This window comes from Bradyrhizobium sp. UFLA05-125 (assembly GCF_059803515.1).
Genome location: NZ_JBANBJ010000028.1, coordinates 1 through 11,920, shown reverse-complemented (window position 1 = coordinate 11,920; position 11,920 = coordinate 1). Strand labels below are relative to the sequence as shown.

The window sequence follows — 11,920 nt, the reverse complement described above, 5'->3', positions numbered from 1 at the left end:
CGCCTCAGTCGGTGATGAAGCCATAGGTGCCGCGGTAATTCCGTGCAGGATCGACCCGGCCCGGAACGCCATAGATGCGGTTGATGTTGCCGAGCAGCTCGGCCTGCGGATCAGCGGGTGCCGCAAAGCCGTCATCCGGGCGCGACAGGTCCTTCTGCGCGACGGCGCGCACGATATAGGGCGTCACCAGCACCATCAGCTCGGTCTGATTGTTGACGTAGTCGCGGCTGCGGAAGAGTGAACCGAGCACCGGGAGCTGCATCAGCCCGGGCAAGCCGCTGACGGCCTGCTTGGTCTGCTCCTGGATCAGGCCCGCCATCGCCATCGCGCCGCCGGAGGGAATTTCCAGCGTCGTGTCCGCGCGCCGGGTCTTGATCGAGGGCACCGTCAGCGAGTTGACCGAGGTCGAGGTTACGGCCTGCGACAGCGTGATCGCGTTGTCGTTGGACAGCTCCGAGACCTCGGTCATGACGTGCAGGCTGATCTTGCCCTCGGTCAGGACCACAGGCGTGAAGTTGAGCGAGATGCCGAACTTCTTGAAGCTGATCTGGGTGGTACAGACGTGTGTCGTTGGATCGCAGGCATAGCCCGCCGGAACCGGGAATTCGCCGCCTGCGATGAAGGTCGCCGACTCGCCCGAGATCGCGGTCAGGTTCGGCTCGGCGAGCGTGCGGATCACGCCCGCGGTTTCCATCGCGCGCAGCGTCGCCTGCACGGAGGGAGTCGAGCCGAACGACGTGGTCAGGCTGTTGCCGGACACCAGGTTACGGCCCAAGGCCGTGAACGGGTTGGAGTTGGTGAAGTTCACCACTGCGGTGCCGTAAGCGAGATTGGCGGAGAGGTCGATGCCGAGCTGCTTGACGATGTTGCGCGCGACTTCGGCGACCGTCACCTTCAGCATGACCTGGTCGCGGCCGCGGACCGCGATGGAGTTCACCACCTTGTCGGCGCCGCCGGCAAGGCGCGCGGCGAGGTCGTTGGCCTGCTGCGCCTCGATCGGATTTGCCGCCGTGCCGGTCAGGATGACGCTGTCGCCGAGGCCGTCGATCTGGATGTCCGAGTTGGGCGAGACCTGCTTCAGCGCGGCGCGGATGCCGTTGAGGTCGCGCTTGACCGCGATGTCATAGGCCGCGATCTGCTGACCGGCGGAATCGAAGAATACGATGTTGGTCTGGCCGACGGCGGCGCCGATGATATAGGCGCGCTGCGCCGAGCGGACCACGGCGTTGGCGATCTTGGGATCGGCCACCAGCACGTCCTTGATGTCGCGCGGCAGGTCGATCACGATCGACTTGCCGACACCGAGCGACAGGAAGCGCGCGTTCATCTGGCCGTCGGCCGCGACCGGCGGCGCCGCGTTGCGATAGTCGGCGGCGATGACCGGGGTGAGCGCCGGATTGAGCGTCAGTGCGAGCGCGGCTGAAAACGACAGGGCCCGGACCGTGCCGGTCCGCAGCGCCGCCCGATTGCCCCTGCATTTCATATCGAAGGTCCCCGTCGTCACTTCTGTGCCGTGATCTGGCTCGGAACGCCAAAGCGAATGATCGAAACGCCCTCGCGCTTTTTCGCCGCGTCGTCGATCGTGATCTCACTCATGTTGACGTCGGCAATGCTGCGCAGCGCCAGCGACAGCGTGCCGCTCTGGCGCGCGGCGGAAAGTGCCGCGGTTTGCTGAGGACTGAGCTCGAGCGTGACGGTCTTGCCGACCACCGTGTTCTGGCCGTCCTTTTCCTTCGGCGCCTGGTCGATGGCCAGCACGCGGATATTTGCGAGGATGATCTCGGACGTGACGATGTCCTGGCCGCCGCCGCTTTGGTCCTGGTTCTTGAGGCGGCGCGTCAACAGGACGTCGACGCGATCGTTGGGCAAAATGAAGCCGCCCGCGCCGGTCTCCGGTGAGATTTCGGTGGAGACGGCGCGCATGCCGCTCGGCAGGATCGCGGCCATGAAGCCGGATCCTTCGGCCTTCACCAGCTTCTGCTCGCGGATCGGTTCGCCCTGGATGAACGGCGCGCGGGCGATCGAGCCCATGAGCTGGGTGGTGGCGTCGGGGCGTTCGTTGCGGCGGATGAACGTGCTGCTGGCGGTCGCGGCCGGCCAGGTCTGCCACTGCATATCTTCAGGCTTGACGGTTTGACCGAGGCCGATGTCGGACTTGGCCACCAGGACGTCGACGGTTTGAAGCTGAGCGACCGGCGCGGCCGGGGACGGCGCCGGGCTGTCGGACCCGCTCGCCAGGTACGCGGCGATGCCGCCGGCACCGATAGCGACCGTCAGGACGACAATGCGTGCGGTATTCATTACGCTTCACTTTCCACAAAACGCCGCGACGCTGCCGCCGCCGTGATTGGCAGTTGACCAGCTAAACGTCAAAGCATGGTTAATGAGGCGTATCTAAATCGCCTTAACGCCGGGTTTATCCGGTGTGTTCAGCGCAGCGCGAGGTGAGCGAGATCAATCGCTTTCACCCATTCCGTCTCCGGATAGACCATCAGTGCGCTGATCGCGAGCGCGATGCCGTAGGGGATGCCCGTCTCCTTGGCGTGCAGCCGCGCGAGCCAGGCCTGTCCGGCAAGTCCGTAAGGCAACGGCCATTGCCGGAATTGGAGCAGCAGCAAGGTCAGCGCGCCGCCGAACAGCGATGCGTAGAGCAGGAAGTTCATCAACTGGGCAAAGCCGAACCAAAGCGCCACGGAGGCTGCGACTTTCGCATCGCCGCCACCGACCCAGCCCATGGCAAAGCAGCCGAATGCGACGACCAGCATCAGGGCACCGGCGCAGACATGGGTCAGCATGTCGTAAGGCGCCATGCCGCCCGCCAAAGCAACAACGAAGAAGCCGGCGACCAGCGCCAGCGACACCCGGTTCGAGATGGTCATCGTGAACAGGTCGCTCGCGGCGGCGAAGGCGATCAGGGCCGGGAAGAGCAGAAGGCGCGCGAGGTCGAGGATCATGATCTGCTTCTTGAAGGAGCGCTGGCCGGCGCGGGATCGGGGCTCGCGGGATTTTAGCTGCCAGTGCTAAACAAACCTGAAACGGGAATGCAGCGGAGATCACCAGATGCTGGCAATCCGGGCCGTGAGCGCGACGAGTGCGAGCAACAGTGCAAGGCAGACCCAATAGGTCGGCGCCTCGCTTTGCGCGGAAGCGGCCGTCTCGAACACGGCATCGGTTCTGGTTTTACGCAAGGCCACTGGAACTCGAGTCTTTCCGGAAAGACAAAGCCCCGGACGTATCCGGGGCTTCTGTTGCAACTGGTCGTACGCTTATTTCAGCGAGCTGCTGATCGAGCCGAACTTGGAGTTCAGCGAGGTGCCGAGGTTGTTGACGACGGTGATGATCGCGAGCGCGATGCCGGCGGCGATCAGGCCGTACTCGATGGCGGTCGCGCCGGATTCATCCTTCACGAAACGCGCAATCAGATTCTTCATGAGCAAAAACTCCATGTGGGTGTGGGGTGGCCTCGTTCGGCGCAATTCTCAAGCATTGCGAGGATGAGAGCTCAGCCGTTGCGGTAGGGTTAACCTGATCACGGAAACTCGATCGTGGCGCGATGCTTTTGAGCAGAGTCAATTTCTTCTTAAGGCGCGCATTCGAAAATTCGACGTACTTGCGGCCCACGGGAACAAAGTTCGCCAATGTGCGGAGCGGCTTCACGCTCCCTTAAATTTCGAAGCGTAGGCGTAAAGCCGATGCACAGATGAGAGATGAGACGCTGATGTCGAGCCTGCCCATGGACGTCGCCTTGATGCTTGGCGAGACCATCGCAAAGGTCATTCCCGTTACCGCGGCGCTCGCGGTGGTCTTCACGGTGCTCGAGCATTTCTGGGCCTGCAATCCCGGCGTGCCGTGGTGGCGCAAACGCGAGATCGTCACCGACATCTGCTACTGGTTCTTCGTGCCGGTGTTCGCTCGCACGATGCGGATCGGGCTCCTGATCGTCGCCGCCGGCGTCGTCTTCAACATCCACGGTCCCGACGAGCTGATCGCCTTCTACGACAACGGTCACGGTCCGCTGTCGGAGCTGCCGCTATGGGCTCAGGCGGGGCTGTTCCTCGTCCTGTCGGATTTCATGCTGTACTGGCTGCACCGGCTGTTTCACGGTGGCGGCTTCTGGAAGTACCACGCGATCCACCATTCCTCGGAGGAGCTGGGCTGGATCTCGGCGGCGCGTTTCCATCCGGTGAATCTGGTGCTCGGCACGATCGGTGTCGACGTCGTGCTGCTCACCGCCGGCATCTCGCCGAACGTGATGATCTGGCTCGGGCCGTTCACCACCTTCCACTCTGCCTTCGTGCACGCCAATCTCAACTGGACGCTCGGACCGTTCAAATATGTACTGGCGACGCCGGTGTTTCACCGCTGGCACCACACCTCGCTCGAGCAGGGCGGCAATACCAATTTTGCCGGCACTTTCCCGCTCTGGGACATCCTGTTCGGGACCTTCCGGATGCCGGCGAACGAGCTGCCGCAGGACTATGGCAAGGACGAAGCGGAGATGCCGAGCGAGATCGGCGGCCAGCTCGCCTATCCGTTCCGGCAGTAAAGGCGAGAACCGAACCCGGAGGCCGCGTTAGCGGAAAGTGTGCGTCGATTTTCCAAAGCGCGACGTTTTTTTGCCCGATCGCATCAGGCTTTAACCCTCGCGTTTGCGGAACGTTCATGAATTGAGGTCAGTTTAGACGGGTCGGGCGTCGGCTCCGCCTTGTATCGCTTTTAGCCGGCCAGGTTACGTCCCGGGGTAGAGTATGCGTACAGAGTTTCTGCGCCGTCACGCGCGTGTTTGTGTCCTGGTTGCGGCCGCCGTCCTGGCATCGCCGGCAGCCGGTCTTGCCGAATCCTCAAGCGACGCCATCGCGGTCAATGTCGACCAGGCCAAGCTGGTGAAGCTGCCTGGAAAAGTCGCGACCATCGTGGTCGGCAATCCCCTGATCGCTGACGTCACGCTCCAGCCGGGCGGCATGATCGTGGTGACCGGCAAGGGCTACGGCGCCACCAACTTCATCGCGCTGGACCGAGGCGGGGAGATCCTCGTCGACCGGCAGATCCAGGTCGAAGGACCGAGCGACCGGCTCGTTACCGTCTATCGCGGCATCGAGCGCGAGTCCTATAGCTGCATGCCGACCTGCCAGCGCCGCGTGACGCTCGGCGACAGCGATACCTATTTCAACAACACGATCGGTCAGGCCGGTGCGCTGAGCAACACGGCCAGCGGCAACGCCAGTTCGGCGGCCAAGACCAACTAAGCCGCCGGCCGCGGCCTGGGGCCGCGCTCCGCAGGACCCGAAACGGGCAAGATATCCTCCACGGACATCTTGGACCGCCTGAAACGGGCGAGTCGTTCGTTTCATGTGAGAGGCAGAGTCTCACTGCCGCCACAGGGTCTTTTCGCGATGCCGTCGCCCGCCGCCCGGACGTTCTCGTTGCGCAGCCAGTTCCAGCGGTTTCGCCGCAACCGCCGCGGCTCTGCGGCGGTCGAGTTCGCGCTTGTCGCGCCGATCTTCTTCGCGCTGCTGTTCGCGATCATCGAGACCGCCCTCATGTTCTTCGCAGGCCAGGTGCTCGAGACCGTCACGCAGGATGCTGCGCGCTCGGTCCTGACCGGCCAGGCGCAGACCGGCTCGGTGTCGGCCTGCGCGGTCTCCGGTGTGGCCGCGGCCTGCACGCAGACGACGTTCAAGAGCTACGTCTGCACCCTGATCCCGGCGGTGTTCTTCGATTGCAATAGCCTCTACGTCGAGGTGTTGAGCTATTCGTCGTTCTCATCGGTGACGCTGTCGAGCCACATCGATTCGGCCGGCGATTTCGATTCCAGCATGAGTTATAGCGCCGGCAGCGCTGGCGACATCGTGGTCGTCCGGCTGTTCTACCAGTGGCCGCTCTATGTCACCGGGCTCGGTTACAACCCCTCGAACCTCGCGGGCAACAAGCGCCTCCTGGTCGCGACGGCCGCCTTCAAGAACGAACCCTACTCCAACTGATGCCAACGGCCCCGGGCAGAACCATGCAGGCGATTGCGAACATCTGGCGAAACGCTGTCTCCTCCGCGCGCGATTTCGGCGTGGACAGCGGCGCGCTGGCGGCGACCGAGTTCGCGGTGGTGGTGCCGCTGATGTTGGTGATGTTCTTCGGTACCGTCGAGTTCTCGTCAGCAATCGCGATCGACCGCAAGGTCACGATAATGGCGCGGACGCTGTCCGACCTCACCTCGCAATCGACCTCGGTCGGCGACACCGACATGACCAATTTCTTCGCGGCGTCCTACGGCATCATGACGCCATACTACGACAGCTCGGTCACCTCGGCGACGATCAGCGAGCTCTACGTCGATCCCACGACCAAGGTGGCGCACGTTCAATGGAGCAAGGGTTCCTCGGCGCGATCGCAGGCTTCGGTGGTGAGCATCCCCTCGACGCTCGCGATTGGGGGTACCTATCTGATCTTCAGCGAGGTCAGCTACGTGTACACGCCGACGATCGGCTACGCACTCAAGAGCGCGATCACGCTCAGCGACGTCGCCTATACGCGCCCGCGTCAATCGACTTGCGTCTATTACAGCCCGTCGACGAGCTGCACGACCTACTGAGCGCCTCGTCTTCGGACATGAAAAAAGGCCGCGCGCAACGCACGGCCTTTTCGTTCGCCCAAGTCCGCTCGGAGCGGGCCGGCCTCAGCCGGCGGAGCGGAGGTTGTCGGCTGCCGACTTGCCGGACCGGCGATCAGCCACGATCTCGTAGGAGATCTTCTGGCCTTCGCGCAGCGTGCCGAGGCCGGCACGTTCCACGGCGCTGATGTGCACGAACACGTCCTTGCCGCCGTCGTCGGGCTGAATGAAGCCATAGCCTTTGGTCGCGTTAAACCACTTCACGGTTCCCATGCTCACGTGGGTAGTCCCTTCTCAGATAAAACAATGTCAAAGCCCACTCTCGCGGGCTGGTTCGATCGAATTTTTGGAAGGGTCGTCAGCGTGTCTGAACCGGCTGTACCGGTGGATGCTAATGTCGTCCGGCCGAAAATCGATTAACTCATTTTATTGGAAAGGGATTTTCAAGACAATCCTGACGTGCACGATTTTTTGATCCGCCGCCCGGGTGGGCGGCAGATCGCATCAGGTCAGAACTTTATTTCCGTACCGCGGCGCGGCCGCGGCCTTAACGACGGCGGAACTGACCACCGCGTTGAGCCGCGCCCCGCGGCGGGCCGCCGGCCGGACCCGGACGTTCGTCCTTGTGGCGGAAAATCAGCCGTCCTTTCTCGAGGTCATAGGGTGACATCTCCACCGTCACGCGATCCCCCGCCAGCGTCTTGATGCGGTTCTTCTTCATCTTGCCGGCGGTGTAGGCGACGATCTCGTGCCCGGCGTCGAGCTGCACGCGGTAGCGCGCGTCGGGGAGGATTTCGGTGACCAGTCCTTCGAACTGGATCAGCTCTTCCTTAGCCATGAATTTCTCCAGGTCGTGGGACGGCTAGTGCGAAAAGGGTTTGCGATTGGGTCGACCGTTCGGACGACTCTCGCGGCGTAAAAACGCAACGCCTTGTATCCCATCAGAGTGGCCGGCGCCATGCGCGGGGCGCTGTTCCGGCCGATCGTTTGGTGACGAATTCATCTTACCACCGGAACGGTGGCGGCGAGACCCCTTTGAGGCCTTGTGGCCGTCCCCGGGCCTGGCATCCACATGCCGGCCATCGCCGTGCCGGCCATCACCATGCCGCGCGCCGTGCGGCCGCGGACCAGGGCGGCCCGGACGATGCTGCTTCGCCGGAGCAGACGGCGCATGCGCCGCCTCACGGCCGGCATCGGTGCGATGATCCTCGCGCGGAAGCGCGACACGGATCAGGCGCTCGATGTCGCGGAGATAGCTGAGTTCCTCGCCGCCTGCTACCAGCGAGATCGCGGTGCCGTCGGCGCCGGCCCGCGCGGTTCGACCGATCCGGTGGACATAGGTCTCCGGCACGTTCGGCAGGTCGAAATTGATGACGTGGCTGATGCCGTCGACATCGATGCCGCGGGCGGCGATGTCGGTGGCCACCAGCGTGCGGATCTCACCTGAGCGGAACTGGGCCAGCGTCCGCTCGCGATGGTTCTGCGATTTGTTGCCGTGAATGGCGTTGGAGGCGATGCCGGCCTTGGCCAGCGTCTTCACCACTTTGTCGGCGCCGTGCTTGGTGCGGGTGAAAACCAGTGCGCGGTCGATCGGCTCGTCCTTCAGGAGCTTGGTCAGGAACGCGGGCTTGGCGGAGAAATCCACCTGGATGATGCGCTGGCGGATGCGTTCCGCCGTCGAGGACACCGGTGTGACGGCGACGCGCGCCGGGTCGCGCAGCATCGAGTCGGCGAGCTCGGCGATGTCCTTCGGCATGGTGGCCGAGAAGAACAGCGTCTGACGCTTGATCGGCAGCTTGGCGACGATTTTGCGGATATCGTTGATGAAGCCCATGTCGAGCATGCGATCGGCTTCGTCGAGCACGAGGAACTCGACGCTCGAAAGCTTCAGCCCGTTGCTCTGCACGAGATCGAGCAGGCGGCCGGGGGTGGCCACCAGCACCTCGATACCAGGCATGAGCGCGCGGACCTGGCGGCCCATCGGCACGCCGCCGATGGCGAGCGTCGAGGACAGGCGGATGTGGCGGCCATAGGCGTTGAAGCTGTCGAGGATCTGGCCGGACAGCTCGCGGGTGGGCGACAGCACGAGCACGCGGCAGGTCTTGGGCTGCGGCTTGACGCGGTTGTCCAGCAGGCGGTGCAGGATCGGCAGCGCGAAGGATGCGGTCTTGCCGGTGCCCGTCTGGGCAATGCCGACGACGTCCCGTCCGGTCAATGCCAGCGGGATGGTCTGGGCTTGAATGGGGGTCGGCGTGACGTAGTTCTCTTCTTTGAGGGCACGCGAAATGGGATCGGCCAGGCCGAAGTCCTGAAAGGAAGTCAAAAGAGGGGTTCTTTCCAATGTCAAAAGCGAGCGCCCACGCTGTTTCCGCGTGGCGCGCGCAAGGGTGTCGAGAAGACACCTGCGTGTTTGGGGTGTCGGATTGCTTGATGAGAGGGGCAAGCCAGAGGCCCAAACGGGCTTAAGAACACGCGGCTCGCTACGACCCGTTGATCATTCGGATGATTCGGATCTCAGCCCTTCATATGGAACATCCCGGGGGCGCTTTCAAGGCGGCGCTGCCGCAGCTTGGCGTTGCGGTGCACGAATAGTTATGCCGGAAATTTAGACAGTGGGCGAATTCTGATCAAAAAATAGACTGTCTGCCGCATAAGCATACATTTTTTTTGCTCAATATTTGGGCCGACCAAGTCTGTTAAATTTTTGGTTCCAGCAAAATCCCTATTACGTAGCAGTAGCTTAGCCGTCTCCAGGCCCATGGCATGGTTCTTGCGATTCCGTTAATCGCAGGCGGCCGTGGGGCCGTCTCGCAGCGTTTTCACGTCTGCGTCAGGGAGATGATACCTCATGCTTACTAAATCCACTCACGATATAGCGGCGTCATTTAGCCGCCGCGGCCTGCTCGCCGCGACCGCCGGACTGTTGCTCGGTCTGGCTTCCTTTACCGGCGCAAAGGCCGCGGACGACACCATCAAGGTCGGTGTGCTGCATTCTCTCTCAGGCACCATGGCCATCAGCGAGACCACGCTGAAAGACACTATCCTCTTCCTGATCGACGAGCAGAACAAGAAGGGCGGCGTGCTCGGCAAGAAGCTCGAGGCCGTCGTCGTCGATCCCGCTTCGAACTGGCCGCTGTTCGCCGAGAAGGCGCGCGAGCTGATCACCAAGGACAAGGTTGCCGTCGTGTTCGGCTGCTGGACCTCGGTGTCGCGCAAGTCGGTGCTCCCGGTCTTCAAGGAGCTGAACAACATCCTGTTCTATCCCGTGCAGTACGAGGGTGAGGAGAGCGAGCGCAACGTGTTCTACACGGGTGCTGCGCCGAACCAGCAGGCGATCCCCGCCGTCGACTACCTGATGAAGGAAGAGAAGGTGAAGCGCTGGGTGCTCGCGGGCACCGACTACGTCTATCCGCGCACCACCAACAAGATCCTGGAAGCCTACCTGAAGTCGAAGGGTGTCGCCCAGGAAGACATCATGATCAACTACACCCCGTTCGGTCACTCCGACTGGCAGACGATCGTGGCCGACATCAAGAAGTTCGGCTCGGCCGGCAAGAAGACCGCGGTGGTCTCGACCATCAACGGCGACGCCAACGTTCCCTTCTACAAGGAGCTCGGCAACCAGGGCATCAAGGCCAAGGACATCCCGGTGGTCGCGTTCTCGGTGGGTGAGGAAGAGCTCGCCGGCATCGACACCAAGCCGCTGGTCGGCCATCTCGCTGCCTGGAACTACTTCGAGTCGATCAAGACACCCGCGAACGAGAAGTTCATCAAGGAGTGGCAGGCCTACACCAAGAACCCGAAGCGCACCACCAACGACCCGATGGAAGCGCACGTGATCGGCTTCAACATGTGGGTGAAGGCGGTCGAGAAGGTGAAGTCGACCGATCCGGACAAGGTGATCGATGCGCTTCCCGGCATCGAGGCGCCGAACCTGACCGGTGGCGTGTCGAAGATGCTGCCGAACCACCACATCACCAAGCCGGTGTTCATCGGCGAGATCAAGGGCAACGGCCAGTTCGACGTGGTCTGGAAGACGCCGAGCCTCGTTCCGGGCGACGCCTGGTCGAAGGAGCTGGAAGGCTCCAAAGACCTGATCGGCGACTGGGTCGAGAAGAAGTGCGGCAACTACAACGTCAAGACCAACAAGTGCCTTGGAGCGGGTTCCTGATCCGCACCTGACTGACGACACGGAGAAGGCGGCGCTCCCGCCGCCTTCTCCACCTGTTTCTGCCGGGGTTCTCACAGTGCCAGCCATTCTATTCGCGCGCCTTCGCACGCTCGTGCTCGCGTTGCTTCTGGTCGCATTTGCCGCGCCGGCCTTGGCCGGTCCGTTCGAGGATGCGGTCGCCAAGTTCGCCAACGACGAGTTTTCCGACACCGAGGAAGCGATCGGTGTAGTTGCGAGCAGCGGAAATCCGCTCGCTTTTCCGATCATCAGTGCGTTGCAGGACGGCCGTCTGATGGCCGATCCGGACAGCAAGAAAGTTTACGTCACCGGTACCGACGGCAAGTCGATCGATGCCGCGACCGGCCAGCCGGTCGCGAGCGTTCCCGACAGCGCCAGCGCGGTTCGCCTGAACAACCGCCTGCGCCGCAGTGTCGATGCCGCGCTCGGCAGCCTGACGCTCCAGTCGCCGGATCTTTCGACACGCATCCAGGCCGCGCAATCGGTCTTCAAATCGCACGAAGAGACGGCACTCGAGGCTGTTGAAAGCGCGCTCTCGAAGGAGACCAACAGATCCGCCAAGACTGCGCTCGGAGAAGCGCGCGCTGCGATCCTGCTGTTCAAGTCCGATGCGACCGAAGTCCAGAAGCTCGAGGCCGTTGCCACCATCAAGGCGCGCGGCGACCAGGACGCGCTGGCCCTCCTCTCCGATATCGGCACCGACCAGCCGGCTTCGGTGACCAAGGCCGCGGCCAGCGCGATCGGCTCGATCCAGAGCTCGCTCGCGGTCTGGTCCACGGTGCAGAACGCCTGGTATGGCCTGTCGCTCGGCTCGGTGCTGCTGCTCGCCGCGATCGGCCTCGCCATCACCTTCGGCGTGATGGGTGTCATCAACATGGCCCACGGCGAGATGGTGATGCTGGGCGCCTACACCACCTTCGTGGTGCAGGAGGTGATCCGCACCCGCTATCCCGCCTTGTTCGACTATTCGCTGCTGATCGCCGTGCCGCTCGCCTTCCTGGTGTCGGGTGCGATCGGTGTCTTGATCGAGCGCAGCATCATCCGCTTCCTCTACGGCCGCCCGCTGGAGACGCTGCTCGCGACCTGGGGCCTGTCCCTGGTGCTCCAGCAGGCGGTGCGCACCGCCT

The 11,920-nt window shown here is 63.1% G+C and carries 14 protein-coding genes; 6 read left to right on the top strand and 8 right to left on the bottom strand.

Annotated elements, in window-relative coordinates:
- Positions 1-4 precede the first annotated feature (4 nt).
- From SO156_RS23485 to SO156_RS23465, 5 genes are all read right to left on the bottom strand, one after another.
- Positions 5-1,483, bottom strand: a complete 1,479-nt coding sequence (locus SO156_RS23485; RefSeq protein WP_458145718.1) for a type II and III secretion system protein family protein — start codon at positions 1,481-1,483, stop codon at positions 5-7.
- Between the two features lie 17 nt (positions 1,484-1,500).
- Positions 1,501-2,301, bottom strand: coding sequence for a Flp pilus assembly protein CpaB (cpaB, locus tag SO156_RS23480; RefSeq protein ID WP_498536409.1), 801 nt, complete (start codon positions 2,299-2,301; stop codon positions 1,501-1,503).
- A 128-nt stretch (positions 2,302-2,429) separates the two neighbouring features.
- The gene (locus tag SO156_RS23475; RefSeq protein WP_498536408.1) at positions 2,430-2,954 is read right to left on the bottom strand and encodes an A24 family peptidase; all 525 of its coding nucleotides are present in this window, start codon (positions 2,952-2,954) and stop codon (positions 2,430-2,432) included.
- A 99-nt stretch (positions 2,955-3,053) separates the two neighbouring features.
- The gene (locus SO156_RS23470) at positions 3,054-3,188 is read right to left on the bottom strand and encodes a hypothetical protein (protein ID WP_458145747.1); all 135 of its coding nucleotides are present in this window, start codon (positions 3,186-3,188) and stop codon (positions 3,054-3,056) included.
- A gap of 78 nt (positions 3,189-3,266) precedes the next feature.
- Entirely contained in the window at positions 3,267-3,431 is a 165-nt protein-coding gene (locus SO156_RS23465) for a Flp family type IVb pilin (RefSeq protein ID WP_027521689.1), read from the bottom strand.
- A gap of 287 nt (positions 3,432-3,718) precedes the next feature.
- Between SO156_RS23465 and SO156_RS23460 the strand changes: the two genes are divergently transcribed.
- The 4 genes from SO156_RS23460 to SO156_RS23445 all read left to right on the top strand — a co-directional run bounded on the left by SO156_RS23460 (position 3,719) and on the right by SO156_RS23445 (position 6,586).
- Positions 3,719-4,546: a sterol desaturase family protein gene (locus SO156_RS23460; RefSeq protein WP_458145721.1), complete on the top strand. Its 828-nt coding sequence runs from the start codon at positions 3,719-3,721 to the stop codon at positions 4,544-4,546.
- 202 nt (positions 4,547-4,748) lie between these two features.
- Positions 4,749-5,246, top strand: a complete 498-nt coding sequence (locus SO156_RS23455; RefSeq protein ID WP_458145722.1) for a pilus assembly protein N-terminal domain-containing protein — start codon at positions 4,749-4,751, stop codon at positions 5,244-5,246.
- 147 nt (positions 5,247-5,393) lie between these two features.
- Positions 5,394-5,981, top strand: a complete 588-nt coding sequence (locus SO156_RS23450) for a TadE family protein (protein ID WP_498536407.1) — start codon at positions 5,394-5,396, stop codon at positions 5,979-5,981.
- Positions 5,982-6,004: 23 nt separating this feature from the next.
- Positions 6,005-6,586 carry a TadE/TadG family type IV pilus assembly protein gene (locus tag SO156_RS23445; RefSeq protein WP_498536406.1) on the top strand — a complete coding sequence of 194 codons (582 nt, stop codon included), beginning with the start codon at positions 6,005-6,007 and terminating at the stop codon, positions 6,584-6,586.
- A gap of 84 nt (positions 6,587-6,670) precedes the next feature.
- Here the strand turns inward: SO156_RS23445 and SO156_RS23440 are convergent, their stop codons facing one another.
- The 3 genes from SO156_RS23440 to SO156_RS23430 form a co-directional block, all read right to left on the bottom strand.
- Positions 6,671-6,883, bottom strand: coding sequence for a cold-shock protein (locus SO156_RS23440; RefSeq protein WP_283038183.1), 213 nt, complete (start codon positions 6,881-6,883; stop codon positions 6,671-6,673).
- 268 nt (positions 6,884-7,151) lie between these two features.
- Positions 7,152-7,442 (bottom strand): translation initiation factor IF-1, encoded by a 291-nt coding sequence (gene infA / locus SO156_RS23435; RefSeq protein WP_283038182.1) that lies wholly within the window; start codon positions 7,440-7,442, stop codon positions 7,152-7,154.
- A gap of 24 nt (positions 7,443-7,466) precedes the next feature.
- Positions 7,467-8,927: a DEAD/DEAH box helicase gene (locus SO156_RS23430; protein ID WP_458145725.1), complete on the bottom strand. Its 1,461-nt coding sequence runs from the start codon at positions 8,925-8,927 to the stop codon at positions 7,467-7,469.
- Positions 8,928-9,452: 525 nt separating this feature from the next.
- On the opposite strand from SO156_RS23430, the gene urtA reads away from it, so the two are divergent.
- On the top strand, positions 9,453-10,775 hold the full coding sequence (urtA, locus tag SO156_RS23425) for an urea ABC transporter substrate-binding protein (RefSeq protein WP_498536405.1): 1,323 nt from the start codon (positions 9,453-9,455) through the stop codon (positions 10,773-10,775).
- A 76-nt stretch (positions 10,776-10,851) separates the two neighbouring features.
- Positions 10,852-11,920: ABC transporter permease subunit (locus tag SO156_RS23420; RefSeq protein ID WP_498536404.1), on the top strand; the 1,069-nt coding region annotated here is incomplete at its 3' end.